The sequence below is a fragment of the Polaromonas sp. C04 genome, assembly GCF_002002705.1.
GTDB lineage: Bacteria > Pseudomonadota > Gammaproteobacteria > Burkholderiales > Burkholderiaceae_C > Rhodoferax_A.
Genome location: NZ_MUNS01000031.1, coordinates 119,748 through 145,796 on the forward strand (window position 1 = coordinate 119,748; position 26,049 = coordinate 145,796).

25 protein-coding genes and 3 pseudogenes are annotated in these 26,049 nt (G+C 61.1%); 23 read left to right on the plus strand and 5 right to left on the minus strand.

Annotated elements, in window-relative coordinates; all coding sequences use genetic code 11:
* Nucleotides 1-11 precede the first annotated feature (11 nt).
* The 12 genes and pseudogenes from B0E49_RS11450 to B0E49_RS11505 all read left to right on the plus strand — a co-directional run.
* On the plus strand, nt 12-395 hold the full coding sequence (locus tag B0E49_RS11450) for a RidA family protein (RefSeq protein WP_077562337.1): 384 nt from the start codon (nt 12-14) through the stop codon (nt 393-395).
* A gap of 38 nt (nt 396-433) precedes the next feature.
* Entirely contained in the window at nt 434-1,435 is a 1,002-nt protein-coding gene (locus B0E49_RS11455) for an amidohydrolase family protein (RefSeq protein WP_077562338.1), read from the plus strand.
* A gap of 45 nt (nt 1,436-1,480) precedes the next feature.
* Nucleotides 1,481-2,719 carry a Rieske 2Fe-2S domain-containing protein gene (locus B0E49_RS11460; RefSeq protein ID WP_077562339.1) on the plus strand — a complete coding sequence of 413 codons (1,239 nt, stop codon included), beginning with the start codon at nt 1,481-1,483 and terminating at the stop codon, nt 2,717-2,719.
* A gap of 39 nt (nt 2,720-2,758) precedes the next feature.
* Complete coding sequence (locus B0E49_RS11465) at nt 2,759-3,736, plus strand: tripartite tricarboxylate transporter substrate-binding protein (RefSeq protein WP_077562471.1); 978 nt, start codon at nt 2,759-2,761, stop codon at nt 3,734-3,736.
* Between the two features lie 34 nt (nt 3,737-3,770).
* Nucleotides 3,771-5,054: an aromatic ring-hydroxylating oxygenase subunit alpha gene (locus B0E49_RS11470; protein ID WP_077562340.1), complete on the plus strand. Its 1,284-nt coding sequence runs from the start codon at nt 3,771-3,773 to the stop codon at nt 5,052-5,054.
* A 27-nt stretch (nt 5,055-5,081) separates the two neighbouring features.
* Nucleotides 5,082-6,050, plus strand: a complete 969-nt coding sequence (locus B0E49_RS11475) for a PDR/VanB family oxidoreductase (protein WP_286137946.1) — start codon at nt 5,082-5,084, stop codon at nt 6,048-6,050.
* 36 nt (nt 6,051-6,086) lie between these two features.
* Nucleotides 6,087-6,875 carry a crotonase/enoyl-CoA hydratase family protein gene (locus tag B0E49_RS11480; RefSeq protein ID WP_077562341.1) on the plus strand — a complete coding sequence of 263 codons (789 nt, stop codon included), beginning with the start codon at nt 6,087-6,089 and terminating at the stop codon, nt 6,873-6,875.
* Nucleotides 6,876-6,887: 12 nt separating this feature from the next.
* Nucleotides 6,888-8,237 (plus strand): 3-hydroxyacyl-CoA dehydrogenase, encoded by a 1,350-nt coding sequence (locus B0E49_RS11485; RefSeq protein ID WP_077562342.1) that lies wholly within the window; start codon nt 6,888-6,890, stop codon nt 8,235-8,237.
* A 21-nt stretch (nt 8,238-8,258) separates the two neighbouring features.
* The gene (locus tag B0E49_RS11490; protein WP_077562343.1) at nt 8,259-9,038 is read left to right on the plus strand and encodes an SDR family oxidoreductase; all 780 of its coding nucleotides are present in this window, start codon (nt 8,259-8,261) and stop codon (nt 9,036-9,038) included.
* 82 nt (nt 9,039-9,120) lie between these two features.
* Nucleotides 9,121-9,999, plus strand: a pseudogene (locus B0E49_RS11495) (ISL3 family transposase); the annotation flags it as partial.
* Nucleotides 10,000-10,054: 55 nt separating this feature from the next.
* Entirely contained in the window at nt 10,055-11,326 is a 1,272-nt protein-coding gene (locus tag B0E49_RS11500; RefSeq protein WP_077562344.1) for an IS256 family transposase, read from the plus strand.
* A gap of 107 nt (nt 11,327-11,433) precedes the next feature.
* Nucleotides 11,434-11,784 (plus strand): annotated as a pseudogene (locus B0E49_RS11505) (transposase); the annotation flags it as partial.
* A 182-nt stretch (nt 11,785-11,966) separates the two neighbouring features.
* Here B0E49_RS11505 and B0E49_RS20200 read toward each other — a convergent pair.
* Nucleotides 11,967-12,140: pseudogene (locus B0E49_RS20200) on the minus strand (IS5/IS1182 family transposase); the annotation flags it as partial.
* 119 nt (nt 12,141-12,259) lie between these two features.
* Nucleotides 12,260-13,315, minus strand: coding sequence for a porin (locus B0E49_RS11515; RefSeq protein ID WP_077562347.1), 1,056 nt, complete (start codon nt 13,313-13,315; stop codon nt 12,260-12,262).
* Between the two features lie 618 nt (nt 13,316-13,933).
* Here B0E49_RS11515 and B0E49_RS11520 point away from each other — a divergent pair.
* The 3 genes from B0E49_RS11520 to B0E49_RS11530 all read left to right on the plus strand — a co-directional run bounded on the left by B0E49_RS11520 (nt 13,934) and on the right by B0E49_RS11530 (nt 17,470).
* Nucleotides 13,934-14,683: a GntR family transcriptional regulator gene (locus tag B0E49_RS11520; protein ID WP_286137947.1), complete on the plus strand. Its 750-nt coding sequence runs from the start codon at nt 13,934-13,936 to the stop codon at nt 14,681-14,683.
* Nucleotides 14,684-15,188: 505 nt separating this feature from the next.
* A complete protein-coding gene (locus tag B0E49_RS11525) occupies nt 15,189-16,880 on the plus strand; it encodes an acyl-CoA dehydrogenase family protein (RefSeq protein WP_077562349.1) in 1,692 nt (563 codons plus the stop codon).
* A complete protein-coding gene (locus B0E49_RS11530; protein ID WP_077562350.1) occupies nt 16,877-17,470 on the plus strand; it encodes a MarR family winged helix-turn-helix transcriptional regulator in 594 nt (197 codons plus the stop codon). Before B0E49_RS11525 ends, B0E49_RS11530 begins: the two co-directional genes overlap by 4 nt.
* Nucleotides 17,471-17,500: 30 nt before the next feature.
* On the opposite strand, the gene B0E49_RS21020 is transcribed toward B0E49_RS11530, so the two are convergent.
* On the minus strand, nt 17,501-17,995 hold the full coding sequence (locus B0E49_RS21020; RefSeq protein ID WP_353647352.1) for a transposase: 495 nt from the start codon (nt 17,993-17,995) through the stop codon (nt 17,501-17,503).
* A complete protein-coding gene (locus B0E49_RS20900; protein ID WP_286137948.1) occupies nt 17,895-18,137 on the minus strand; it encodes a hypothetical protein in 243 nt (80 codons plus the stop codon). Before B0E49_RS20900 ends, B0E49_RS21020 begins: the two co-directional genes overlap by 101 nt.
* Here B0E49_RS20900 and B0E49_RS11540 point away from each other — a divergent pair.
* On the plus strand, nt 18,027-18,458 hold the full coding sequence (locus B0E49_RS11540) for an alpha/beta fold hydrolase (protein ID WP_353647353.1): 432 nt from the start codon (nt 18,027-18,029) through the stop codon (nt 18,456-18,458). The two genes, B0E49_RS20900 and B0E49_RS11540, sit on opposite strands and share 111 nt — an antisense overlap.
* Before the next feature lie 180 nt (nt 18,459-18,638).
* The gene (locus tag B0E49_RS11545; protein WP_077562352.1) at nt 18,639-19,415 is read left to right on the plus strand and encodes a helix-turn-helix domain-containing protein; all 777 of its coding nucleotides are present in this window, start codon (nt 18,639-18,641) and stop codon (nt 19,413-19,415) included.
* Here B0E49_RS11545 and B0E49_RS11550 read toward each other — a convergent pair.
* A complete protein-coding gene (locus tag B0E49_RS11550) occupies nt 19,412-19,972 on the minus strand; it encodes a carboxymuconolactone decarboxylase family protein (protein ID WP_077562353.1) in 561 nt (186 codons plus the stop codon). The two genes, B0E49_RS11545 and B0E49_RS11550, sit on opposite strands and share 4 nt — an antisense overlap.
* Before the next feature lie 161 nt (nt 19,973-20,133).
* On the opposite strand from B0E49_RS11550, the gene B0E49_RS11555 reads away from it, so the two are divergent.
* The 6 genes from B0E49_RS11555 (at nt 20,134) to B0E49_RS11575 (ending at nt 26,026) form a co-directional block, all read left to right on the plus strand.
* A complete protein-coding gene (locus tag B0E49_RS11555) occupies nt 20,134-21,402 on the plus strand; it encodes a Rieske 2Fe-2S domain-containing protein (RefSeq protein WP_077562354.1) in 1,269 nt (422 codons plus the stop codon).
* A gap of 100 nt (nt 21,403-21,502) precedes the next feature.
* Nucleotides 21,503-22,477, plus strand: a complete 975-nt coding sequence (locus B0E49_RS11560; RefSeq protein WP_286137949.1) for a tripartite tricarboxylate transporter substrate-binding protein — start codon at nt 21,503-21,505, stop codon at nt 22,475-22,477.
* A 22-nt stretch (nt 22,478-22,499) separates the two neighbouring features.
* On the plus strand, nt 22,500-23,366 hold the full coding sequence (locus B0E49_RS20530; RefSeq protein ID WP_168175045.1) for a cupin domain-containing protein: 867 nt from the start codon (nt 22,500-22,502) through the stop codon (nt 23,364-23,366).
* Nucleotides 23,347-24,249: a VOC family protein gene (locus B0E49_RS11565; RefSeq protein ID WP_168175046.1), complete on the plus strand. Its 903-nt coding sequence runs from the start codon at nt 23,347-23,349 to the stop codon at nt 24,247-24,249. Before B0E49_RS20530 ends, B0E49_RS11565 begins: the two co-directional genes overlap by 20 nt.
* Nucleotides 24,246-25,019 carry an HpcH/HpaI aldolase family protein gene (locus B0E49_RS11570; protein ID WP_077562357.1) on the plus strand — a complete coding sequence of 258 codons (774 nt, stop codon included), beginning with the start codon at nt 24,246-24,248 and terminating at the stop codon, nt 25,017-25,019. Before B0E49_RS11565 ends, B0E49_RS11570 begins: the two co-directional genes overlap by 4 nt.
* Nucleotides 25,016-26,026 carry a PDR/VanB family oxidoreductase gene (locus B0E49_RS11575; protein WP_077562358.1) on the plus strand — a complete coding sequence of 337 codons (1,011 nt, stop codon included), beginning with the start codon at nt 25,016-25,018 and terminating at the stop codon, nt 26,024-26,026. The genes B0E49_RS11570 and B0E49_RS11575 overlap by 4 nt, the downstream gene beginning before the upstream one ends.
* Nucleotides 26,027-26,049 lie beyond the last annotated feature (23 nt).

Here is a 26,049-nt window from a genome sequence, read left to right on the forward strand (position 1 = left end):
AGGACCCACGCATGTCTTCTTCCCGCTCTCTTGACGTTCCCGGCGCCTCGCACAACGCTCCCATCCCGGCCGGCGCCCGCGTGGGCAACGTGCTGTGCTCATCCGCCATTTCGGGCAAGGACGCCACCACCGGTCTGCTACCCCCTGATGCGGCCGTGCAAGCCCAGCTGGCTTTTACCAATCTGAGAACCTTGCTCCAGGCTGGCGGCAGCGCCTTGTCCGACGTGGTCAAGCTCACCGTGTACATCAAGGACAACTCGGTGCGCGAAGCCGTCAATGCCGAATGGCTGGCCTGCTTTCCCGACCCGCATGACCGCCCGGCGCGCCACACCCTGGTTTATGACCTGCAGCACGGCATGTGGCTGCAACTCGAAGCCATGGCCGTCATCCAGTAAAACACCCGTCCCTCTCTCAACAATGTCAAGGAGACCTAATGATCATCGACTCACACGCCCACATCGTCATGCCGCCTGAGAGCTTTCGCTTCATGGCGGAACTGATCGGCGGCCGCGCCAACCCGAACACCCTGCCCAAGATTCCCGATACCTCACTGCGCAAGGTGGCCGAGGAGCTGGTCAAGAGCATGGACAACGTCGGCACCGACGTGCAATTCATCTCGCCGCGCCCCTACCTGCAGATGCATTCGGTCAAGCCCGGTCGCGTGACCGAACTCTGGACCACCCACTGCAATGACCTTATCTCGCGCGTCGTCGCCATGTTCCCCGACCGCTTCCGCGGCGTGGCCGGTCTGCCGCAGTACATGGACGAGGCACTGGAGTTGCGCGTCATTCCCGAACTCAAGCGCTGCGTCAACGAACTCGGCTTCGTCGGCTGCCTGATCAACCCGGACCCGACCGAAGGTCTGGGCGATCCTCCGGGCCTGGGTGATGCATTCTGGCACCCGCTGTACCAGGCCATGACCGAGCTCAACGTGCCCGGCCTGATCCACTCGGCCGGCAGCTGCAGCGCCCGCGAGTCGTACACGCTGAAGTTCATCAACGAGGAAAGCATTGCCATCATTTCATTGCTGGGCGCCAAGACCTTTGACACCTTCCCCGACCTGAAAATCGTGGTCGCCCATGGCGGCGGCGCCATTCCTTACCAGATGGGGCGCTTTCGCTCCTGGAACGTGCGCAAGGGCGAGAAGGAAACCTTTGACGAGCAGCTCAAGAATCTCTACTTTGACACCTGCAACTACAGCAAGGAAGCGATCGAGCTGCTGCTCAAGGTCGCAGGAACCGACAACGTGCTGTTCGGCACCGAAAAACCTGGCACCGGCAGTTCGCGTGACCCGATCAGCGGCCGCGACTACGACGACATGAAACCAGTGATCGACAGCATCGAGTGGCTCACCGAAAAGCAGCGCAAGAACATTTTTGAATGCAATTGCCGCCGCGTCTATCCGCTCGCCTTCCGCAAAGACGAAGACTGCTGAGCCAACCGCTTCGAATTTCACATTTCACACGATAAGGAGACCGCCATGTCCATGAGCAAAGAAGACAACGAACTGTTGACCCGCGTCGAGAACGGCGCACCGATGGGCGAAATGATTCGCCAGCATTACTGGCTGCCGGCCGTGCCGTCGGTCAAGCTCGAAGCTGACGGAGCCCCAGTGCGGGTGCGCCTGCTGGGCGGCAACTATGTCGCCTTCCGGGCCACCGACGGCAGCGTGGGCGTTCTTGACGAACAGTGCCCGCACCGCAAGGCTTCACTGGCGCTGGCCCGCAATGAAGAAAATGGCCTGCGTTGCCTCTACCATGGCTGGAAATTCAACGTTAAAGGCGAAGTGGTGGAAGCCCCCAACCACGCAGGTGACCAAGAGCAGTTTTGCTCGCATGTGCGCGTGAACCGTTACACCGCAGTGGATCGTGGGGGCATCATCTGGGTCTGGCTAGGCAAGGGCAACTCTGCGCCTAAGTTTCCCGACTTGCCGTTTGTCAATCTACCGTCCCATCAGCGCTCGGTCACCTGCGTCGAAGTGCCTACCAATTGGGTACAGGGTGTGGAAGCGACAGTGGATTCGTCTCATGTAGGCGTATTGCACGAATCCACCACCCAAATCACCGCTGGCGGCGGCAATGAGCGCATGCACATGACGAAGGCGCTAGCACCAAAGCTGGAATTTGAAGAGCGCCCCTACGGTTATCGTTATGCCGCCCTTCGCGCGTTGCCCGACGACAAGATTTACGCCCGGGTCAACAACTTCGTCATGCCCTGGTACGGCGTCATTTGCCCGCCGGACACCAACGGTCCGACCACAGTTTTCTTTTCCACCCCGGTGGACGACGTGACGCACCGCGCCTGGTTCGTGCACTTCAATCCGAACCGCCCGCTGGGCATGACCGTGATGTCGGCCTCGCCCGATGTGTGGAATTTCCCGCCACTGCCGCCCGGCAGTCCCAACGACAACTGGGGGCAGAACCGGGACATCATGAAGCGTGGCCACGCCACCGGCTTTCCCCAGCACTTGGGGACCGAAGATTTCGCCATGTTCCTGAGCCAGGGGTCAATTCATGACCGGACCGACGAGCAGCTGTGCTCAGCTGACGGGGCGGTAGTTCGGGTCCGTCAGCTGCTGCTGAAGGCGGCCCGCGAATTCATGGCCGGCAAGACCCCCACCTTAGCGGACAGCCAAGAGTTGGACTACACAAAAGTAAAGTCGGTCGGCGGCGTGCTGCCGGCGGGCAGCGACTGGCGCAGCCTGGCCGACGCGGCGTAAAGCCATTGTCGTCCTCCGCAAAACACGATGGAGAAAAACATGAAGCTAAACCGGAGAAGCTGGCTATTAGCCTCCGGGCTGGTGATGGCGGCCCCCATGGTACGGGCGCAATCTCGGGACAAGCCCTTGATCCGCATCCTGCTGGGTCTGCCGCCCGGTGGCGGCACCGACGCCATCGCGCGCTATATCGCCAACAGGTTGAGTGAGGAGCTGGGCCAGCCCGTGATCATTGAAAGTCGTCCTGGTGTGGGGGGGCGGCTGGCCGCTGATGCCTTGATGAAGGCCGCGCCCAACGGCCTAACTTATATGATAGCGCCAAACGCCACACCGACCTTCCAGACGCTGGTGTTCGGTTCTCAACTCAAGTGGAACATCTGGCGCGACTTCGCGCCGGTGGCCGGCCTGGTGTCCTATCCACTAGGCATGGGTGTCAGCTTGGACACTGGTGCCACCAACGCGCGCGAGTTTGTGGAATGGGTCAAAGCCCACCCCAAGCAGGCGTGCTTCGGCACACCCGGTCTGGGTGGCCAAACCCATTTTCTGGGGGTGCAATTCGCCAGGGCTGCTGGCATCCAGTTACCCGTCATCCCCTATAAGGGTACGCCACCGCTAATCACTGATCTGCTCGGTGGCCAAGTGCCCGCCGCAGTGACCTTGATGGACGATCTGCTCCAGCAGCACCGCGCGGGCAAGTTGCGCGTGCTCGGGATCTTCAGCGACAAGCGCTCCGAGCTGATGCCGGACATTCCGACCTTTGCCGAACAGGGCTACAAGGTGTCGTCGGGCGACGGCTGGACCGCCATGTGGGCACCTGCCAAGACACCACCGGCCGAGATTGCGCGCATACAGCAGGCCCTGCAGAAAATCCTGGCCAATCCGCAGGTCAAGGACGACCTGATGACGCGCCTGGCGGTAATGCCGCATTACCGCAACGCCCAGGAAATGGCCAAGGCCCAGCGTGATGAACTCGCCACCTGGGAGCCCATCGTCAAGGCTTCCGGTTTCAAACCGGAATAAGCCAACAAAGGCTATTGCAAAGCGGAGCCTCCCCATGTTGAGCGAAGAAAAAAACCGTCAACTCACTCAGGTCGGCCCCGGTACGCCGATGGGCGAGGTGTTGCGACGCCACTGGCATCCGGTGGCCGGGATCGACGACCTTGAGCGTCATCCGGTCAAACCCTTGCGACTGATGGGCGAAGACCTGGTGCTGTTCAAGGATCTGGGCGGCGACTACGGCCTGGTGGACCGCCACTGCGCCCATCGCCGCGCCGACCTGTCTTATGGCTACGTCGAGGAAACCGGCATTCGCTGCAACTACCACGGATGGCAGTATGACAATGCCGGACGCTGCATCCAGCAACCATATGAAGAAGTGGCCGACCCGCAGGCCCGGCAAAGGTGCAAGGTGCGCCTCAAAGCCTACCGTGTGCAGCCCAAGGCCGGCCTGCTGTGGGCCTACATGGGGCCGGAACCCGCGCCTGAACTGCCCGACTGGGAGGCTTTCAGCTGGGCCAACGGCTTTGTGCAGGCGGTATTTTCGGACGTGCCCTGCAACTGGCTGCAGACCCAGGAGAACTCGATTGACCCGGTGCATTTTGAATGGATGCATGCCAACTGGAGCCGGCGCCTGCGCGGGCACACCGAGGGCTATGCCCCCAGGCACCTGCAGCTGGATTTCGAGGAAATCGAGCATGGCTTTGTCTACAAGCGCATCAGCGAAGACACCGACGCAACACACCCCCTGTGGACCATCGGCCGTGTCTGCTTATGGCCGAACGGCTTCTTCCTGGGCGACCATTTTGAATGGCGCGTGCCGGTCGATGACGAAAACACGCTGAGCGTGACCTGGTCCTTCATCCGAGTACCGCGTGAGGCCGAGCCCTTCGTGCAAACCAGCATCCCGACTTGGGTCAGCCCGATTAAGGATCCGGAAACCGGGCGGTGGATCACCAGCCATGTAATCAACCAAGACATCATCGCCTGGGTGGGCCAGGGCCGCATCACCGACCGCACGCAAGAAAACCTGGGTGCCAGTGACAGGGGTGTGGCCATGCTGCGCCGCCAGCTGTTCGAGGACATCGATGCCGTGCGTGGCGGTCGCGACCCCAAGGGCGTACTGCGCAATGCACAAGCCAACCAACAAGTTGGCCTGCCCAGCGACTCGCGGGATTTTTTCCTGCACGGACTGCCGCTGCACGACTACCAGCGCCATCCCAAGTGGAGCCGGCTGCTCAACCACTTCATCTTTCACGTCGGCCAGCCCGAGTGGGTCCAGCAGGCCCATGAGGCCGCCACGGGTGTAAAGATCCAACGGATGAATGTGCTCGATCTCTAAGCTATTCCCATTGTCGAAAGAAACCGTGTGAACACCACCGACACCCTTCAGGTCCGCTTCCGAGCTGTGACCTACGAAGCCGATGGCATCCTGAGCTTTGAGCTGGTGCCCATGCCCCCGCTCAAGGCGTTGCCGGCCTTCACGGCAGGCGCCCATATCGACCTGCACCTGCCCAACGGGCTGATTCGCAGCTACTCGCTGCTTAACAACCCACAAGAGCGCCACCACTATCTAATCGGCGTGAACAAGGACGCGCAGAGCCGAGGCGGTTCGCGTTACTTGCATGAAGTGCTGCGCGCGGGCGACACGCTGACCATCGGCGCGCCGCGCAACAACTTTCCGCTCGACGAGCAGGCCCCGATGAATGTGTTCATCGCCGGCGGCATTGGCATCACACCGATGATGAGCATGATTGCGCGCACGCAGCAGTTGGGTCGGCCTTGGAAACTGTATTACGCCGCCCGCAGCCGCCGCAACGCGGCGTTCCTGGACGCCCTGCATGGCTACCACAACGATCCCAACGTTGAATTGAGCTTCACATTTGACCAGGAGCCCGATGGCCAGCGCATGGACCTGGCCGCGATCATGAAAACATTGCCGCCAGAGGCGCATGTCTATTGCTGCGGCCCGCTGCCCATGCTGACCGCTTTCGAGTTGGCGGCAGCCGGCCTGCCGCCGGCACAGGTGCATCTTGAGTATTTCGCCGCCAAGGAAAGTGCCGCCGCCGAAGGCGGCTTCATAGTGGAGCTGGCACGCTCGGGCAAGAGCGTCGCCGTGCGAGCCGGGCAAACCATCCTGGACAGCCTGCTGGATATCGGCATCGAGCCCCCGTACTCCTGCCAGGAGGGCGTATGCGGAACCTGTGAGGTGCGTGTGCTCGAAGGCACGCCGGATCACCGCGACCTGGTGCTCAGCAATGCCGAAAAAGCCGCCAACAACCGCATGATGATCTGCTGCTCGGGTGCCAAGAGTGCCAAGCTGATCCTCGACCTTTAACCCTTGTTTCCATTTTTTCATTTACAGAAAACAACTATGAGCGACTCCCTGATCACCTACCAACTGGACGGCGCTGTCGCCCTGATCGGCCTGAACCGCCCCGGCAAACGCAATGCCATCAACGACGTCCTGGTGGACGAACTGCGCACCGCCGTGCTGCACGCCCATGAAGAGGCCAATGTGGCGATCTTGTTTGGCCACGGCAGCAATTTCTGCGCCGGCCTGGACCTGGCCGAAGCGCTGGCCCGCGCCACCGGCAAGGTGCAGCCGTCGCGCAAGCGCCGTCGCCACAACTGGCATGAGGTGTTCGACCAGATCGCCCGCGGTCCGATCCCGTTTGTGGCCGCGCTGCACGGCGCCGTGGTCGGTGGCGGACTGGAACTGGCCACGGCAGCGCACCTGCGCGTGTGCGACGACACCGCCTTCTTCGGCCTCCCCGAAGGCCAGCGAGGCATCTTCGTGGGCGGTGGCGGCACAGTGCGTATCCAGCGCGTGGTCGGCACGACCGTAATGATGGACATGATGCTCACGGGCCGCCTGCTCTCGCCCGCCGAGGGCCTACAAGAACACGTGGTGCGCTATGTGACCCCCGCCGGTGAAGCCCTGGCCAAGGCCAAGGAACTGGCCAACCGCATTGCCCAGAATACCGTCGAGACCAATTGGAAGATCATCAACGTGCTGCCCCGCATCAACGACATGTCGCACGATGACGGCCTGTTTGTAGAGCAGCTCAACTCGGCCATGGCGCGCCCGCCTGAAGTGGAGCAGCGCCTGCGCGACTTCGTTGAAGGCAACGCCAAGCCCCTTCAGGCCCCCAAGGTATAAGGCGAAAACACCATGAACAACATCGACCTGTTCACCGTCAGCGATGCCGAGCGCGAACGCGCTCTCGCTCACGCCAAGTTCGCCGCGGCCGAGGCCGCCAAGATTCCCGACCTGCCCGCCGGGCTCCGCCTGCGCCCCATCCACAAGGTGGCAGTGATCGGCGCCGGCACCATGGGCGGCGGCATTGCCATGTCGCTGGCCAACATCGGCGTCCCGGTCACGCTGATCGACGCCAGTGCGCAAGGGCTGGAACGCGGCCTGGAACGCGTAAAGGACAACTACGCCACTAGCGTCAAGCGCGGCAAGCTGGCACAGGCCGACATGGATCAGCGCTTGGCCCTCATCACAGGCTCGCTGCAGATGGTCGACGTGAAGGATGCCGACATGGTGATAGAGGCCGTGTTCGAGGACATGGATCTGAAGCAGGACATCTTCCGCCAGCTCGACGCTCTGGCCAAGCCCGGCGCCATCCTGGCCACCAACACCTCAGGCCTGGACGTGGACAAAATCGCAGCTGTTACCCAGCGCCCCGAAGACGTGGTGGGCGCGCACTTCTTCAGCCCCGCGCACATCATGAAGCTGCTGGAAGTGGTGCGCACCACCAAGACTGCGCCCGACGTGATCGCCACGCTGATGGACCTGGGCCGGCGCATGGGCAAGATTGCCGTGCTGGCACGCATCTACCCCGGTTTCATCGGCAATGCGCTGTTCCGCAACTACACGCGCGAGGCACATTTCCTCGTCGAAGACGGCGCACTGCCACACGAAGTGGATCAGGTGCTAACCAAGTTTGGGTACGCCATGGGCATCTTTGCGGTGCACGACATGGCGGGCAACGATGTGGGCTACCAGACCCGCAAGGCGCAAATGGCCACACGACCTAATGACCGTCGTTGGAATGACTTGATTATGAAGCTGTGCGATCTGGGCCGCCTCGGCCAGAAGGTGGGCAAAGGTTGGTACCGCTATGAAAAGGGCAACCGCGCCGCGCAGCGCGATTCTGAGGTTGAAGACTTCATCGTGCAAGAATCCGCCCGAATGGGTATCAAGCGACAAGCCAAGTCAGAAGATGAAATTCTCAAGCGTTGTCTGTACGGCATGATCAACGAAGGCGCCAAGCTGCTGGAGCAAGGCATTGCGCTGCGGCCCAGCGACATCGACATCACCTACCTCACAGGCTACGGCTTTCCGGCCCACCATGGCGGCCCGATGTACCTGGCCGACCGCATCGGGCTGGCCAAAGTCTATGCCGACATTCAACGCTTCCACAAGCAGGACGGCTTCTGGTGGCAGCCGGCACCGCTGCTGGAAAAGCTGGTTCGCGAAGGCAAGTGTTTTGCCGACTTGCAGACGGGCGCCTGAGCCCGATCAGAGGCCGTCCGCATGGATCTTGGCATTCAGGGCCGCTCGGCCATCGTCTGCGCCTCTTCGCAGGGGCTGGGTTACGCGTGTGCGCTGGCGCTGGCCAGCGAAGGCTGCAGCGTCGTCATCAATGGACGCTCAGAAGTGCGCCTGCTCGCGGCCGCGGCCGAATTGAGGCGCCTGACCGGCGCCGCGGTGGCGCCAGTTTTGGCCGACATCAACACCGAGGCGGGCCGCGAAGACCTGCTGGCGGCCTGCCCAGACCCGGACATTTTGGTCAACAACAACGCCGGGCCACCGCCCGGCCAGTTGGCCGACTGGGACCATACCGCCTGGATCGGCGCGTTGGAGAGCAACCTACTGGCCGCGGCGCTGCTGATGCGTGCCGTGATTCCCGGCATGCGCGCACGTCAATTCGGACGCATCATCAACATCACCTCGGCCATGGTCAAGTCGCCGCATCCGGCGATGGGGCTGTCCACGGCGGCGCGGGCAGGACTGACGGCATTGTCCAAGGCGCTCTCGCGCGAATGCGTCATCGACAACGTGACTATCAACAACCTCCTCCCCGAGAGGTTTGATACTCCTCGTCAGGAGTTCATGGCCCAGCGCCTGATGCGAGAAAACGGAATTTCACGGGACCAGGCGCGGCAGCAAATAGTTGATACGCTACCGGCAAAAAGGTTTGGAAGCCCTTTTGAATTTGGCGCAGCTTGTGCCTATTTTTGCAGCGCCAAATCCGGTTTCATCACCGGACAAAGCTTGCAACTCGACGGCGGAGCCTACTGTGGATTGCTTTAATAATTCTGGTTCTCCGTCAATTCCACTGTGATTTTTTGCTCGGTGCGAGAGAATTCAGTTTTTCAAAGTTATCAGAATCAACATGAAAGACACGGCGCTGTATGAACAGCTTCTCGGATTGAAGACGCCTTGGTCGGTCAAGAAGGTAGACCTTTCTTTGGCGGACCAGCGTGTGGTGGTTGAAGTCGTGTTGAAGAATGGGCAGGTCTGGGCGGACCCCACAGACGCGACCAAGAGAGCACACATCAATGGCTGGAGCGAGCGCCAATGGCGTCACCTTGACACCTGCCAGTTTGAGACCATCATCAAAGCCCGCGTTCCCCAACTCAAATACAGCGACGGCACCGTCGAAGAGTTGATGGTCCCCTGGGCGGAACGCTACAGCCGGGTCACCACCATGATGGCCGGCTTCGTCATCAAACTGCTTGAGGCCTGTCCCACCACCCAGGCCGTATGCACGCTCACCAGACTGTCCTGGAGCACGGTCAACGCCATCATGGTCAGCGCTGTGGAGCGCGGCATGCTGCGGCGTACCGAGGAAGAGATTGCGTACCTTGGCATCGATGAGAAGGGTTCCGAGAGGGGACACACCTACGCCAGCATCTTGACGGACATCGACCGCTCGCGGGTACTGGAGTTGGTGCCAGAGCGAAAGCTTGAAGCGGCTGTGTGCTTGCTGGAAACGCTCACGTCGGCACAACGCATGTCGGTCAAGGCGGTGGCCATGGACATGTGGCCGGCGTACATGAGTGCAGCCAGACAATGCGTGCCGCAAGCGGACATCGTGCATGACAAGTTTCATATCTCCAAGTACCTTGGCGAGGCAGTGGATGCGGTGAGAAAGAAGGAGCACCGAAGCTTCTCCCAAGCAGGCACGTCGCCATTGACGGGCAGCAAATGGGCTTGGTTGAGGAAGTATCCCGATGGCCGTAGCGCTGAGGCCATTTCGTTTCGGGCCTTGAGAGCCTGTCCTGAATTTTGTGTTTGAGGCATAAACATGACCTACAGGACCATTTATGCCAAGCAAGACGAAGTTGAAGAATGCGGCCGTCGCCGCCAGGAGTGCGGCGCTGCCGAAGATACCCAAGGAACTGATTGACCAGTTTGTCACTGGTCCGATGACCGGGGAGGCCGTGAATGCGGCCTCCATGGCCTTCAAGAAGGCCCTGATCGAGCGCGTGATGGGCGCCGAGCTGGGCCAGCACCTGGGCTACGCTGCCGGCGCAGCCAAACCCGAACCTGCGGCGAACCAACGCAACGGCAGGAGCGCCAAGACCGTGCTCACCGGCGAAGGGCCGGTGCGCATCGAGGTGCCGCGCGACCGCGACGGCAGCTTCGAGCCGATCCTGATCCCCAAGCACGAGCGGCGCTTCACCGGCTTTGACGAGCACATCATCGCCATGTACGCGCGCGGCATGACCATGCGCGAGATCCAGGGGTTCCTGCTGGAGTCCTACGGCACCGACGTTTCTGCCGAATTCATCAGCAGCGTGACCGAGGCTGTGATGCTTGAGGTCACCGCCTGGCAGGCGCGGCCACTGGAGCCGCTGTACCCGGTGGTGTTCTTCGATGCGCTGCGCGTGAAGATCAAGGAAGACGCGGTGGTGCGCAACAAGGCCATCTACCTGGCCCTGGGGGTGCTGCCCGACGGTACGCGCGACATCCTGGGGCTGTGGATCGAGGGCACCGAGGGCGCCAAGTTCTGGATGAAAGTCTTCAACGACCTCAAGACCCGCGGCGTGGGTGACATACTGATCGCCGTCACCGATGGCTTGAAGGGCATGCCCGAGGCCTTGGCGGCGGTGTTTCCGGCCACCACGCTGCAGACCTGTATCGTGCATCTGATTCGCAACTCCCTGGCCTATGCCAGCTGGAAGGACCGCAAGCTGCTGGCCGCGGCGATCCGGCCGATCTACACGGCTGCCAATGCCGAAGCGGCCCAGGCTGAACTCGATGCCTTCGAGCAAGGCCCCTGGGGCCAGAAGTTTCCTACCGTGGTGGCCGCCTGGCGCCGGGCCTGGAGCCATGTGATCCCGTTCTTCGTGTTTCCGCCGCAAATCCGCCGGGTGATCTACACGACCAATGCCATCGAGAGCATCAACGCGCGCCTGCGCAAAATCATCAAGACCCGCGGGCACTTCCCGAGCGACGATGCGGCCTCCAAGCTGATCTGGCTGGCCCTGCGAAACATCACCGCGGACTGGGGTCGCGCGGCCAAGGATTGGAAGGAGGCGATGAACCAATTTGCGATCCTCTATGAAGATCGTTTCACGAAGGTGGCCGCTTAAGATGTGGCACCGACTTGCCCACCGCGTCGGTCGTTCGTCGCAAGCGACGCCCGCCGCCGTGGACAAGTCTACCCAGCGCCTCGAACACAAAAATTCAGACAAGCCCGGCCTTGAACCAGCTCAATCTGAAAACCAGTAGGGCCTGGTGCATCAAGGAGAACTTCACCCAGTTCTGGAGCTACAGCTACAAGGGTGCTGCCAAACGCTTCTTCAAGGCATGGTCGAACAACGCGATGCGCAGCAAGTTGGAGCCAGTCAAGAAGGTCGTCAAGATGCTCAGGCGCCACGAAGAAGGGCTGCTCAACTTCAGTCAGCACAGAATCAGCAACGCCTGTGCAGAAGGCTTCAATAGTGCAATACAACTCATCAAAGCCAATGCCCGTGGATTTCGTAACTTCACCAACTACCGAGCACGAATTCTGTTTCATTGTGGAAAGCTGAACTTGGCGATGGCTTGAAAAATCACAGTAGATTCAACGAAGCTCCATAATTCTTATTCCATTTCTATGACTTTCGGCGCACAACACCCAACCAATGAGTTGCGGCGCGAGCACGGCCGTACGCAACAGGTTGTGCGCCAGCACGAACAGGCCCACCACAGATCGGACCTTGACCAAGCCGCGCACTGGCATTCGCAGCAGGCCGCACCAGCGTCGGCGCGCACGCGCATCCCGTCCTGCGCCACCCGATCCAGACTGATCGCACCCATGGCGGCCAATGCGGCCACGTTGTCCGTGAGCAATTCGTGCATCAGCGCTTCGTTGCCAGCACGAAAGTCATTGAGCGCGTGGTAGTTCACCGACACGCCCCCCGCAAATGGTTGGAGCGCGCTCCGGCTCAATCCAAGGAGGCCACATACCCGGCCTCTTTACGCAAAATCCGGATGTTTCCCCAAAAGCATGCTTTACGGAAGATGCCCACGTAAAACCGTCCTTAGAAACTGTGTTGAATGCCTACGGCGAACCCTCTTGGGGAAATGCCCGCCGCACTGGGCACATTGGGAACAGTACTGAACAAGGCATAGGTCGCTGTTGCGTTGTTCCTAGTTTGCCCTGCGGTAACGTAGAGTGACGTGCGCTTGGACATGAAATAGCGATATGCAGCACCCCAAGCCACCGCAGACGGCGCCGCTCCTGTCGCGGCAGAACCGTTGATCCTCATAATCTGCCCGAGGATCTGACCAACGCCGACTGGAATAACTACGCCAACGTTTGTAGCCGTGACCTTGTCCGACAAGCCGTTCGTCTTGACCTGTCCATAGCCGGCGAGAAGACGTACGCCACTCACAGTGTATTGACCTCCCAAACCGGCTTGGACCTTTCCGGCGGCAGAAAGCGGCGTAGCAGCCCCAATGGGCAGCCCGACCTGATCCACTTGATAGTAGGCATCTAGGCCAAAATTATCCTTTTTGTATACTGCGGATAGCCCGAATGCATTTCCAACAGTCTTCGGAGCCGTGCTGCGCTCACCGAGACTCGCCGCTGCGCGCATCGTCACTCCCGACAGATCAGGACTCGTATAGAACAATCCGTTGCTGTAGCGGGTCGTTATGCCGCCCGGAATTGCCGTGAAGGTCAGCAGACTGTTGTAAAAGCCGTAGGCTGAATAGTCATGATTGAGCGCCCCCAAAAAGGCTGGAGTGTAGCTTCGGCCCATTTCAAGTTGGCCCAAGCTGCCTTTGAGGCCTACAAGGGATATGCGGGAGAAAGTGAACCCGCCTCCAGTTGCATTGCCAGTTCCTGCGTCAACATTCAGGTCACCCTCTTGCTGAAATGTAGCGCTAAGTCCGCCGCCCAAATCCTCAGTACCTTTAACCCCCAATCGACTGGGGTAACTCCCCCCTTGCATGCTGTTGACGTTGCCCTTGCCCAAGTTTTGTACCGATACGGCCACATCAACTAGACCATACAGAGTCACGCTCGACTGCGCCCCCGCCATCATTGGCACCGCCAGCAAGAACGGGACCGGCAAAAACTTCCAATTTTTCATGAGTCGCTCCAAATTTAAATACAAAATTCATATTGTTGAATACCAAACTTTATACTTTGGACACAAATTACAATATGAGGGATAACCATTAGTGTTGTTTATATCCAAATAATGAAGTTCAGGTGTCTTCGAGTGATCCCAAGAACCAACCGCCCGAGCCCAAATCAACCCGTCCAGCCGGCAGTGCACCCTCCCGCGATGGCTTTTATGCAGGCAACGCATGGGCGACAGGCCACGCCCCACCGTTGGCACATGACCCCTCACCTGACTCTGGTGGTGCTGGGGAAACGAAAACCCGCTCCTAGTCTGCGCGGCAGAAGCCTGAAGTCATCGTCAAGCGGGGTATCGGCGTCAACCCCTACGGCAACGCGCAGGCTGAAAGCGAAGTCCGTCAAGCCATGACAACCCCGCTAGCTTCGAGCAACAACGCCGAAAAGCGACTTGTTGTCGGAATAGATCCCGCCCCCGGTCTACCGAAGATGCAAAATGCGCTATCACTTGGCGAAGCCATGTGCTTAAATCAGGTAACTTCTGAGGCGCAAAAACCATCGTTAGCATTCGTAGAGATCAATATTTGAATGCCAAAAAAACAATTCTGAATACATTAAGAGTAGTAATATGGACCAATCACTTGGCAAGCAAGCCATGCCCACTAGCGACCTGCCCAATGCATTGGACGCCCGACGTCCACGAGGTGGCCGCGCCAGCGAGATTCGCTCTGCGCTGCAGGAAGAGATCGAGAGCGGCCGTCTTCCGCCAGGAACCCCGCTGGATGAACGGGCACTCGCCGCACGATTCAAAGTGTCTCGCACTCCCGTACGCGAAGCTCTGCAACAACTGGCTGCGAGAGAACTGGTCAAAAATGCACCAAGGCAAGGGGTTAGCGTTGCCCGGCTCTCTGTCAGCAAAGTCCGGGCAATCATGGAATCAGTGGGAGAACTCGAATCACTTTGTGCGAAGCTTGCTGCTCGCCGGGTAGATGAAAAACTCAAGCGGGAACTGGATAGCGCTATTGCCAGTTGTCAGGAAGCGGCGGTTCATGATGGAGCGGCAGAGTACGCCGTAGCCAATACTTTGTTCCATGAAGTCATCTACACAGGAAGTCGAAACGAGTACTTGGCGGAACTGATCCGAAATTCACGTCGACTGATTCAGCGCTACCGTGTCCGGGACTTTCATAGCAAATCGCAAATCAGCAAGTCCTTGCAAGACCACCTAAAAATTGCCCGCGCGATTCAGGAAGGTGATGAAGCTCTAGCCGCCCAGGCAATGCTGTTGCATGTTCCAGCGGGTTCGAGCGGCTTCTCGGAATTCCTTGCAACGATTCCAACCGGGTTCCTAGAGGCAGGCTCCGAGGACCTCGTGTAGTGTGTTGAATTCTGTTTGGAACTTGATGCCCGGTTCGATGTCCGGTTCCGGCTTGAGCCACGCCCAGATGTCGCGTGGTGTACTCCGGCGCCCGCGCCATCAACAGCGCATCGCTGACCATCTTGGCCTACATGGTCTCACTCATGGACCAACCCACGATGCGCCGCGAGGATACGGTTTCTTCTTGCCAGCCAAGGCCACGCCGGAAGCCCGCCGCCGCGCAGCAGCCTATCTGCAGCCCGCGCTGGCGCACAAAGACGTGATAGACAGCCTAGTCCAGGTCGGCATGGACGTGCAATCTTCCACGCCCGACCAGTTGGCTGACCGACGCCAAGGCAGATGCCGAACAATGACGCGGCATTGTCAAGGAAATCGGCTTCTCGGCCGATTCCTGATGCCCCGCCGCCCTGTCATGCCCCAGGGGCTGGCTGGGTTTTGCTTCAACCCAGCCAGCGCAATGCCTTCGCTGCGCTGACCTCATCACTCGCTTGCAACTGCCGTCGCCATGAACTCCTACCAACCTTCCGCCGCCGCCGCATCGTTCATGCTGTTCGATGTGCTCCGCGCCCAAGACACACTGGCCCAGTTGCCGGTCCTGGTCGAATCTGCAGACACCGACCTGATGCGCCAAGTGCTGGAAGAAGCCGGCAAGTTCGTGGGCGAAGTGGTGGCGCCCCTGAACCGAGACGGCGACGAAATCGGCGCCCGCTTCAATGACGGCGCCGTGACCATGCCGCCAGGGTTTCGGGCCGCCTACCAGGCGTTCTGGCAGGCAGGATGGCCAGGCTTGTCCGGCGCGCTACAAGATGGCGGCCAGGGCCTGCCGGTTGTGCTGGAAATGGTGCTCTACGAATGGCTCAGTGCCGCCAACCACGGCTGGACCATGGCGCCCGGCCTGCTGCATGGCGCCTACGAGTGCATCAAGCACCACGCCTCTGATGAACTCAAGGCGTGTTACCTGGAAAAGGTCGCTACCGGCGAATGGCTGACCACCATGTGCCTGACCGAACCCCACGCCGGCAGCGACCTGGGACTGGTCAGCACCAGGGCCTTGCCGCAGCCAGACGGTAGCTTCCAGATCAGCGGCACCAAGATCTTCATCTCGGGCGGCGAACATGACCTGAGCGACAACATCGTGCATCTGGTGCTGGCCCGCCTGCCTGACAGCCCGCCCGGGCCCAAGGGCCTGTCGCTGTTCCTGGTGCCCAAGTTCTACCAGGACGGTAGCCGCAGCGCGGTGTTTTGCGAGCGAATTGAAGAAAAAATGGGCCTGCACGGTAGCCCGACCTGCGTGATGCGCTTTGACCAAGCCACCGCCTGGCTGGTGGGCGAGCATGGCAAGGGGCTGAACGCTATGTTCCTGATGATGAACGCAGCGCGCCTACATGTGGCCCTGCAGGGGGTCGGCCTGCTCGATGCCGCCTGGCAAAAGGCCAACGCCTATGCGCAAGAGCGCCGCCAGATGCGTGCGCCGGGTCCGCGCGACACGTCGCAAGCCGCCGACCTCATCACCCGGCACCCGGCCGTGCAGCGCCTGCTCGATACCCAGCGCGCCTGGGTTGATGCCGGACGCGTGCTGGCGTACCAGACAGCCATTGAGCTCGATGTGGCCAAACACCACCCGGACAGTGCCCGTCGCCAGCAGGCCGGCCAGTGGTGCGCCCTGGTCACCCCGGTGCTCAAGGCCAGTTGGACCGACCAGGCCTTTCATGGCAGCAGCGATTGCCTGCAGGTCTTTGGCGGTCATGGCTATGTGCGCGAATGGGGGATTGAGCAAATTGTGCGCGACTCGCGCGTGGCCATGATTTATGAAGGCACCAACGAGATCCAGGCGCAAGATCTGCTGTTTCGCAAGGTGTTGACCGACCAGGGCAGGGGCCTCGCTACCATCCTCAATGGACTGCAAGCCGACCTGCATGGCTGCAACTCGGCATCGGCTCAACGCACGCAAGAAGGTTTTTCCCTGTTGCGTGATCTTTTGGCCGCCATCGAGTCCTGCGATGCCGCTGCGCCGGAAAAGCTTTACTCCGTTGCCAGTGACTTTTTGCGCGCAACGGCCATTGCATTGATGGCTTGGGCCTGGACCCGCCTGGAAGCGGCCGGTGCGCCTGGGAACGGTGGCCAAGCGTTCATCCGGTGGGTATGGCCCGAGTTGGCCATGCGCCGCGGCATGGTCCTGGAGGCGCTCAAGGTATGAACCGCCCCGGCTATGATGACGGTTCTACCCTCACCCGGCCTTATTTGTCAAGCACCATGGCCGAAAAATCGATTACCCAAACACTGCGCAACCAGACCAGAGCCCGCCAATCGGCGCCGGCAACGAAGGTGCCAGTTCCGCCCGGCAAGGCGGTCGGTCGGGTGGACACATCTTTTCTAGAAACCCTGATCGGCTACAACGCCCGCCGCGCTGCGCTCGTGGTGATTGCAGAATTCCTGCCGCGAATGGCGCAGTTCAGCCTGCGTCCGGTCGAGTTTTCGGTACTCACGCTCATCGGCCACAACCCTGGAATCACTTCGCGCCAGTTGTGCGCCACCCTGGACATCCTGCCGCCCAACCTGGTCGGCATAATCCAGCACATGGAAAAACTCGGCATGCTGGAAAAACGCGATCACCCGACTGACCGCCGCGCACAAGGCCTGCACCTCACCGAAACGGGTAAAGCCACGCTCCCATTGGCAGAGCAGACGGCCTATGCCATTGAAATCGATGCCACCTCGCGCTTGGGCCTGACCGAGCGCAAAACCCTGACAAGTCTGTTGCGCAAAGTATACCTTCAGACCGACTAACGGGAGGATACTGCTGGCGAATTGTTCAATTCATGTCGCCAGCCGAGCGAAACGCGATGTTCGTGTCTTGGCCTGAGGCTGGCCGCTCAGCCACGCTGTGACCCGCTCGACATCCATGGCGGCTGCCGTCGCTACATGCTGCAGGCCCGCTTTCGCCAATCCCCGGTAACGCGTGTGGCGCAATCCGCATGCGCGAACTGCTTGCGACAAGGTGCCCTCGATTCCGACGCGGCGCGCGTATAACCGCCACCCTTCCTCGCTGCCCAGGCGTTGCCGGGCCGCAGACAGCGCTTCATGCTGCGCCTGCGGATGCAGCGAAAGTAGACGTGGCGCCCATTTGGCTTTGGTGCAAGGCGCCCGAGCGCGACAAGCGCCGCACGCGCGCTTTGGAAAGTGGACCCGGTGATACAGCTTGCCCTCCTCATCAATCGATCTTGAATTGCTCCTTGGTATCGGCGCCCTCGACCTTGGTTTGCCAGGTGGGATTGGCGCGCGGCGGCCCGACCAGGTCGACGCCGTAATCAGCTCGGCTGCCCATGAGCAGCTCGGCCGACACATAAGCCGCATCGACAAAATGCGCTGCCAGCAGCAGGTCTTTTTCGCGCGTGGCATCGTGAATGCCCCGCGTCCACATCGCTTCATGAACATCGGCCACAGTGGCGTGCACATGGGTAATCAGGTGCGCGCAGTCAAGATCACACGTCCACACTCCGGCACTGCAGCGGCGCAAGAGAAAGGGAGCGTCAAGAGCCTGCAGATCAATCCGAAGCAGTTCACCGACTACGGTCACCGCTTGTCCGAAATCCAGGCGCAGACGCTGGTGATCTGGGGACGCGATGACCGTTTCGTGCCAATGGACGTGGGGTTGCGCGTGATCTGGGGCATTCCGAACGCCGAGATGCACATCTTCAATCAGTGCGGCCACTGGGCGCAGTGGGAGCATGCGGACAAGTTCAACCGGATGGTGCTGGATTTCTTGAGCCACTGATGGGCGAAGGCGCGTGCCCACGCCAAACCTATCCGAGGGAGATCGCAGCGAACGACTTCATAGCTGCGGTATGCGGCGGCAAGCGCTTCCTGTATTTCTGAAGCTGGTAATCCGCGGTCGGCAGAATTGTTCCGTTGTGCCCGCAGGCGCTCGACCGCGCACTGATAAGCTCGTCGCATCATGGACGACAATCTGATTCGAGCGGTTGCGCGTGCATTCGTAGTGCTGCGTCTGATGAACACTGCGCAGCGATGGACGATCCATGAACTGCACGGGCAGACGCGCCTGCCGAAATCGACCATATTCCGAATTCTTGCTACGCTGCAACAAGAAGGTTACGTCCAAGTTGATCCTGCACGTGGGCAATATGCGCTCAGCGCCAAGGTGCGTGAGTTGTCTGCCGGATACTCGGAACAAGCCAAGGTGGTGACGGCCGGGGCGCCGATCGCCCTGCGTGTAACGCGTGAAATCAAGTGGCCACTGGCAATCGGGGTCCGCGATGGGGAGGCGATGGTGGTGGCCCACAGCACCATGCCGTACAGCCCTCTGGCGGTGCACAGCACCACGATCGGCCACCGTCTCAGCCTGACCGAGAGCGCGATGGGGCAGGTGTACTTGGCGCATTGCAGCGCCGCCGAGCGCAACAGCCTCCTGGACCTCTTCGAGCTTTCGCTTGATGCGCCGCGTCAAGCAAGGATGGAGGAGATTCGCGGAACACTTTCACAGGTCCGGCATGACGGTTTTGCAGTGCGCCGCCCTGGTCGGGGCAGCGAATCTGCCACGGTTGCGGTGCCGATCTGCATCGAGGGAGAAGCCATCGCTTCCCTCGGCATGACGGTGTTTGGCAGGTTGATTTCCCGGAAAATGGTCGAGCAGTTCCTTCCCGTGCTCAAGAGCACCGCCGCGGAGATCGCCGAAGCCTTTGCCAGTGACCAAGGCCAGCGGCAAGTTGGCTAGTTTTCGACGTCAGGCAACGGTACACGGTAAAAATCAAGCGTAAAGGCGACCATCGAGTACAGGCCAATCAGGCCGGTGAGGTCGGCCACCGCCGCATGTCCTAGATCGCGGATAGCGCGCGCATGCAACTCGTCGTCAACGTCGCGCCGCTCCATCATGGCGAACGCAACATCGTAGGCCGTCTGTTCGGCAGGATCCTCGAACCCCGCCGCCTGACGTTCCTTCAGTTGTGCTATCTGGCTCTCGTCGATTCCGAGCTGACGCGCCAATCGCTCGTGCCAGAACCACTCGAACCGCGAGCCCCAATAGGCAGCCACGACGAGGATCGTGATTTCCTTGATTCGCTTGCTCATCGGCGCGCGGTGGCCGACGTACTCGGCAAAGCTGTTGGCCACCTCAGCGAAGTGGGGGCTGTGCAGCCAGATCTCCATATTGATCGGCAGGTCCTTGCGCGGGCCCGAAAGGATGCGCTGTACGAGATCGATTTGGACCCCGGACATCTCGCTGGCGGCAAGGCGAAACGGACGGCCCGGGGCCTCTGCGATGTGGATTGGCATAACAAGGATCCTGCTGTGTAAGAGACCCTCAGTGTCGGCGGACGGTACAAGAACAGTCGTGCATATCTGAAGGTTTTCCGGCAGGCGGAATGCAGTTCGAGAGCACTATGCCAAGGCAGCGCCCGCGCCTACTATATCGACATCATTGACAAGGAGACCGAATGGCGCTGACCAAAGAAAGAAACGACCTTATCACCCTTGTGGAGAACGGGGCTCCGCTCGGCGAAATGCTGAGGCAGCACTACTGGTTCCCCGTTCTGCCGTCTGTCGTGCTCGAGGCTGGTGGTGCTCCCATGCGCGTTCGGCTCAATGGAAGCGACTACGTTGCGTTCCGCGCCGGCAACGGAAAGGCCGGCGTCTTTGATGAGCAATGCCCCCATCGCGGAGCATCGATGGCTCTGGCCATGAACGAACACGACGGGCTGCGTTGCATCTTCCACGGCTGGAAGCTCAACGTTCAGGGCGAAGTTATCGAGGCGCCGAATCATGCAGGTAACGAGGAAACGTTCTGCAAATCGATTCGCAGCAATCAGTACGCCGTTCGCGAGGCGGGCGGCATCCTCTGGGCATGGTTCGGCCAGGGTGAGTCACCGGTGTTCCCGGACTTTCCTTTCACGCGCCTTCCGGACTCCCACCTCGCAATCACGACGCAACTTGTGCCCAGCAACTGGCTGCAGGGCGTCGAGGCAACGGTAGACACTACCCATGCCGGCGCCTTGCATCAGTCGTTTGTCGCGCTAGCAAGTGGCGGCAACGAGCGCGTGAACCTCGCGAAGAGTTCGAAGCCAACGTTCGAATTCGAGGAACGCCCGTATGGGTTTCGCTATGCCGCCGTTCGCGCGCTCGGCGATGGCCGGAACTACGCCCGCGTCAACAACTTTGTCATGCCCTGGTACGGCTTCATCACGGCCCCCGAGGAGAAGGGGCCCGCCACTGCATTCTTCTCGGTGCCGGTGGACGACACCCACCATCGCGCGTGGTTCGTGCACTTTAACCTGCATGCCCCGATCGGCATCACTCAGCTTTCCGTAACGCCGGATCCGATGAACTTTCCGCCGCTTCCTCCCGGCGACGCGACTAACAACTGGGGCCAGAGCCGTTCAGTGATGAAGCGCGGCTTCTTTTCCGGGTTTCCTCAGCATTTCGCGACCGAGGACTTCGCCATCTTCATGAGCCAGGGGCCGCGAATGGACCGCACGCGCGAGCAGCTTTGCTCCTCTGACCGGGCGTTGGTTCTGATGCGCAACCAGGTGCTGCAGGCAGTGCAGGAGTTCATGGCAGGCGAGCCGCCGAAGCTGGCGCGCGGCAGTGACCTTAAGTACAGCGACATCGTCTCGTTTGGCGGGGTCTATGGTGCCGACGAGACTTGGCGCACCTTGCTTGAGGATCGCGACCTCTACGGAAGCGCTGGCACCGGCGACGGCGCCTGAACGCTTGCCTTCTCTTCTTTGTGCCTGCACACCACTGGTGGTGTGGGTTGCTGAACTCATCGCGCCATCAATGGCTCGACCCTAAATGAGGATGTTTGACATGTTTCACCTGAACCGTCGCGGACTGCTAGCAGCGGCCGCCTTGCTTGCCGCGGGCCTCGCCCATGGCCAGTCCCATAGACAAGCCATCAAGCTGCTCGTCGGCTTCACGCCGGGAGGCGGCACCGATGCCGTGGCTCGCTTGATTGCGAACAAGTTGCCGGGAGTGCTGGGCCAACCGGTGATCGTCGAAAACCTGCCCGGTGCTGGCGGTGTCCGTGCGGCGAACGCCCTTGTGGCTGCGGCACCCGATGGCAACACCTTCATGGTGGCAAACAATGCCGTACTCACATTCCAGTCACTGGTGTTTGCCAACCAGATCAAGTGGAACTACCAGCGTGACTTTGCGCCGGTTGCGGGTCTCACGACCTACGCTCTTGGATTTGCGGTTCCGGTCTCGATCGGTGTCAGTAGTGTTCCTGAATACCTCAAATGGGTAAAGGCCAACCCTGAGAAGGCCACATTCGGGAGTACGGGGTTGGGTGGTCAGACGCATTTTCTGGGCATGCAGTTCGCGAAAGCCGCTGGGATCGATCTACAGGTCGTCCCGTACAAGGGAGTGACGCCTATGGTGACCGACCTCCTTGCCGGACAGGTGCCGGCGGCCATCGGTCTTATGGACGACATGCTCAAATTCCACCGTGCCGGTAGGCTGCGTGTGATCGGCGTGTTCAGCGCGAAACGCTCGCCCCTGACGCCGGACATTCCCACGTTCGCCGAGCAGGGCTTTCCCAACGTGCAGAGCGAGGCCTGGCAGGCCATGTGGGCACCGGCCAAGACGCCGAAGGCGCAGATCGACCGCATGCAGGATGCCGTCCGGAAAGTTCTTGAAATGCCGGATGTCAAGGAGGCCATGGCGAGCCGCCTGAACGACATTCCGACATTCCGCAATGCCGCCGAATTGGCGCACGTCCAAGAAGCGGAGATGCAGTACTGGGAACCCATCATCAAAGCGTCGGGCTTCAAACCCGAATAACCCCTTCAAGGCCCACACCATAATGCAAACACCCATTCCAAAAGCGAGCGTCTGCGAGCCCGGCGAAACCCCGCCGCAAATCACCGGATCTGACGGAATGCAGACATGGTTGACACGAGGTCGCACCTTTGTTGTAGCGATCTCCCGCGTTACGGCTGGCGTTCGTCTGGAGCGCACCCACCATCCCGACGAATACATGCTTCTGGTCCCTGGCGGACTCGAGGTTAGCATCGAGGCCGGCGGCAAAACCGTCGCATCCGATGGCCAAGGCGACACGTTGACGATCGTGCCTCCAGGCGAGAGCGCAATCACGGTTCACGGCAGTGGATGGGTCACCCGCGTTTTTTCGCACCGGGCGGCGGATCTCGCGGCTTTGGCTAGCAACGCGGAGAGCTATCCCGTCCAGGCGCCCGATGCCCCACCGCCGCCGCCCCCTGGCGGCTTCAAGCTGCGGCACTATCCGCTTGAGCAGTACAAGAAGCCCGACAGTCCAGCGCGGCCGTTCCGCTCGACCAATCTACTGGTCAACGCGTTTGTGCCGCGTGATTTCCGTCGCGACACGCGCAAGATGACCCCACATGCGCACGACGACTTCGACCAAGCGTCACTCGCGCTGCAAGGGCACTTCGTGCACCACCTGCGCTATCCCTGGTCGACCGACATGACCCAATGGCGCACCGACGAGCATCACGCAGTGGGCAGTCCCTCAGTCATCGTGATGCCTGCCCAGGTCCTCCACACGACGCAGGATGTTGGCGAAGGGTGGGTCCAACTGGTCGACATCTTCTCGCCGCCGCGTCCCGACTTCGTGGAGAAGCCGGGCTGGCTGTGCAACGAAGCCGACTATCCATTCCAAGAGACATCTGTCCATGACGAATCCTGCGCCTGAAATCCTCCAGCTTGGCTACTTCCGGCTCGGCGTGCGGGCGCTCGACTGGTGGCAGAATTTCGCCGCCCTCGTCGGCTTCGGGCAAGTGTCGGACGCCCCCGCAGGCGAACTGCAGTTGCGCACCGATGCCGAGCGCGACTACCGGATCGCCGTGCATGCGGCGCCTGTCACGGGCCTGTCGGCCGTTGGCTGGGAAGTCGCGGGACCGCGCGAGCTGGCGACAGTAGGCGAGCGCCTGCGCGTGCTCGGCAGCGGCGTGCGCGACGCATCTTTCGAAGAGAAGACCGCGCGCAAGGTCGAGGACATGATCGTCGCGGTCGATCCGGATGGTTTGTGCAACGAGATCTACTGGGGGCCGAACACGGCGTTGCGCATCCCGTTTCAATCGCCGACGGGAACCTCGTTCGAGTCCGGCGCCTGCGGCAACGGCCATGTCACCGTGAATGTGGCCGACTCCCAGTCGACGCTCGACTACTACATCCAGGGCCTGGGGTTGCGGCTGAGCGACGCGGCATGGATGGAGGGGCATTCCCGCGTCTACTTTTTGCGTTGCAACGCCCGACACCACAGCTTTGCGTTCGCGCAGATGGCACAACGTCCTCCCGGCACGGTGCACGTCATGGCCGACATCGCCAATTTGGACAGCCTGGGCGAAGTGCGCGACCGACTGCTGAATGCGGGCATCACGCTCTCACGCGACCTGGGGTCACACCCGCTCGACGGGGTGGTCTCGTTCTATGTGGCCACGCCCGATGGCTTCGAGTTCGAATTGGCGACAGGTACCCGGTTCATCGCAGAGGACACCTGGGCCAGCGATCGCTTCCTGCGCACGGGTCGCCCGTGGGGCCATCGCAAACCCTTGCCTTCCAAGGACCGCAAATGAGCACACCTGCCTTTTTGCAACGATTGAAGACCGCGCAGCGGTGCCTCTTCGGAACTTGGGTCAAGCTGCCGACGCTTGAAACCTTGGAGCTCCTTGCGAATGCTGGATTCGATTTCGTCACCATCGACACGGAGCACGCTCCGCTGTCACTCGAGTCGACCTACAAGCTGATCGCGCATGCGCAGGGCCTGGGCATGTCCGCCTTGGTGAGAACACCTGATCAGGCGAGCAACGACATCCAGCGTCTGCTCGACAGCGGCGCCGACGGGCTGCTCGTGCCACGCGTGCGTAGCGCGCCCGAGGCGCGCCATGCTGTCAGTCGCATGTTGTTCAGCCCGGGCGGCCAACGGGGACTGGGGATCACGTCGCGCGCCGGACGATGGGGGCTGAAACCCCTCGATGAATACCTGGAAGACGGAAACGAACGCGTGCTGCGCTGCGTGCAACTCGAGGACCGCTCCGTCCTCGAGGAGGTGGAGGCGGTACTCGATGTCGAAGGCGTCAACGCCGCATTTCTCGGTATGGGAGACCTGCAGCTCACTTCAGGACTTCCCGCGTCGCACAGTGAACTGCAAGCTTTGGTCGACCGGTTGCTGTCGGCATGCCGCGTCCGCCAGATTCCCTGCGGCGCAGCAGCGCAGGATGCTGCTGCGGCGCTGCGTTCCGCGGCGCGTGGTTTCTCATTTGTCTTGGTGAGCAACGATGCGACGCTGTTCGGCAAGGCGGCCGCCTCTCTGGGGGACGAACTGAGACGAGGTGGCTCAGTATGAACGACGAGACCCTCACGGCCGCGACGCGGGCGGGCGAGAAGGCGGCAGCTGGCATGCTCGGTGTCCGCGTCCGGCAGTTGGATCCCGCAGCGCTCGATGTGCGTGTGCTGACACTCGCCGCGACCGACGGCAGTCCGTTGCCCCGCTTCACGCCCGGCGCGCACATTGATGTGCACCTGCCGTCCGGGATCGTGCGCCAGTACTCGCTTTGCGGCGAGGTGTCCGACAGCAGCCAGTACACAATCGCGGTCAAGCTGGAGGAGAGCTCACGCGGCGGATCTCGGTACGTGCACGACGCGCTCCGCGAGGGGGACCTGCTGCGCATCAGCGCGCCGCGCAACAACTTCCCACTGCGTGCAGGTGCTGGCCGGCATCTCCTCTTAGCGGCAGGGATTGGCATCACCCCACTGCTGGCGATGGCCCGTCAGTTGGTCGCCACACAGGAAGATTTTCATCTGCACTACTTTGCGCGTTCGTATGCCCATGCCACCTTCGCCGACTTGCTGGGCGCACCATTTTTCAGGGACTTGACGACGCTGCACTTGAGCCTAGACGCCGAGGCGACTGGATTGCAGCTGGGCCGGATCCTGGCGGATGGCTCGGACCGCTGCGACCTGTACATCTGCGGACCGCGGCCGTTCATCGAGGCGGCAAGGGGGGTGGCGCACACGCAGGGCTGGCCCGAGGACAATATTTATGTCGAGCACTTCGGCGCGCTTCCTGTCAGCACGGTGGCTGCCGGGGCGTTCACGGTCCGCCTTGCGCGAACGGGTCGATCTGTAGACGTCGGCCCGAGCGAAACCATCGTTGCCGCGCTCGCCAAGGAGGGCGTCGGAATACCGACTTCCTGCGAATCTGGCATCTGCGGAACCTGCATCACTGGCGTGTTGGACGGCGTCCCTGATCACCGCGACGATGTTCTGTCCGCGTCCGATCGGACGTCGTACCGCCACGTTGTTCCGTGTGTCTCGCGATCCAAGACGCCTGTTCTCGTCCTTGACCTGTAGCAATCAGCCGTCCTCACGGGCAC

Bases quoted from the DNA above. Each gene is read 5' to 3' on its own strand.
- B0E49_RS11520 (WP_286137947.1), top strand. From the start codon at position 13,934: ATGGACCAATCACTTGGCAAGCAAGCCATGCCCACTAGCGACCTGCCC.
- B0E49_RS11575 (WP_077562358.1), top strand. From the start codon at position 25,016: ATGAACGACGAGACCCTCACGGCCGCGACGCGGGCGGGCGAGAAGGCG.
- B0E49_RS11480 (WP_077562341.1), top strand. From the start codon at position 6,087: ATGAGCGACTCCCTGATCACCTACCAACTGGACGGCGCTGTCGCCCTG.
- B0E49_RS20530 (WP_168175045.1), top strand. From the start codon at position 22,500: ATGCAAACACCCATTCCAAAAGCGAGCGTCTGCGAGCCCGGCGAAACC.
- B0E49_RS11530 (WP_077562350.1), top strand. From the start codon at position 16,877: ATGAACCGCCCCGGCTATGATGACGGTTCTACCCTCACCCGGCCTTAT.
- B0E49_RS11500 (WP_077562344.1), top strand. From the start codon at position 10,055: ATGCCAAGCAAGACGAAGTTGAAGAATGCGGCCGTCGCCGCCAGGAGT.
- B0E49_RS11525 (WP_077562349.1), top strand. From the start codon at position 15,189: ATGAACTCCTACCAACCTTCCGCCGCCGCCGCATCGTTCATGCTGTTC.
- B0E49_RS11555 (WP_077562354.1), top strand. From the start codon at position 20,134: ATGGCGCTGACCAAAGAAAGAAACGACCTTATCACCCTTGTGGAGAAC.
- B0E49_RS11450 (WP_077562337.1), top strand. From the start codon at position 12: ATGTCTTCTTCCCGCTCTCTTGACGTTCCCGGCGCCTCGCACAACGCT.
- B0E49_RS11460 (WP_077562339.1), top strand. From the start codon at position 1,481: ATGTCCATGAGCAAAGAAGACAACGAACTGTTGACCCGCGTCGAGAAC.
- B0E49_RS11515 (WP_077562347.1), bottom strand. From the start codon at position 13,315: ATGAAAAATTGGAAGTTTTTGCCGGTCCCGTTCTTGCTGGCGGTGCCA.
- B0E49_RS11490 (WP_077562343.1), top strand. From the start codon at position 8,259: ATGGATCTTGGCATTCAGGGCCGCTCGGCCATCGTCTGCGCCTCTTCG.
- B0E49_RS11465 (WP_077562471.1), top strand. From the start codon at position 2,759: ATGAAGCTAAACCGGAGAAGCTGGCTATTAGCCTCCGGGCTGGTGATG.
- B0E49_RS11550 (WP_077562353.1), bottom strand. From the start codon at position 19,972: ATGCCAATCCACATCGCAGAGGCCCCGGGCCGTCCGTTTCGCCTTGCC.
- B0E49_RS11560 (WP_286137949.1), top strand. From the start codon at position 21,503: ATGTTTCACCTGAACCGTCGCGGACTGCTAGCAGCGGCCGCCTTGCTT.
- B0E49_RS11545 (WP_077562352.1), top strand. From the start codon at position 18,639: ATGGACGACAATCTGATTCGAGCGGTTGCGCGTGCATTCGTAGTGCTG.
- B0E49_RS11570 (WP_077562357.1), top strand. From the start codon at position 24,246: ATGAGCACACCTGCCTTTTTGCAACGATTGAAGACCGCGCAGCGGTGC.
- B0E49_RS11470 (WP_077562340.1), top strand. From the start codon at position 3,771: ATGTTGAGCGAAGAAAAAAACCGTCAACTCACTCAGGTCGGCCCCGGT.
- B0E49_RS11455 (WP_077562338.1), top strand. From the start codon at position 434: ATGATCATCGACTCACACGCCCACATCGTCATGCCGCCTGAGAGCTTT.
- B0E49_RS11485 (WP_077562342.1), top strand. From the start codon at position 6,888: ATGAACAACATCGACCTGTTCACCGTCAGCGATGCCGAGCGCGAACGC.
- B0E49_RS11565 (WP_168175046.1), top strand. From the start codon at position 23,347: ATGACGAATCCTGCGCCTGAAATCCTCCAGCTTGGCTACTTCCGGCTC.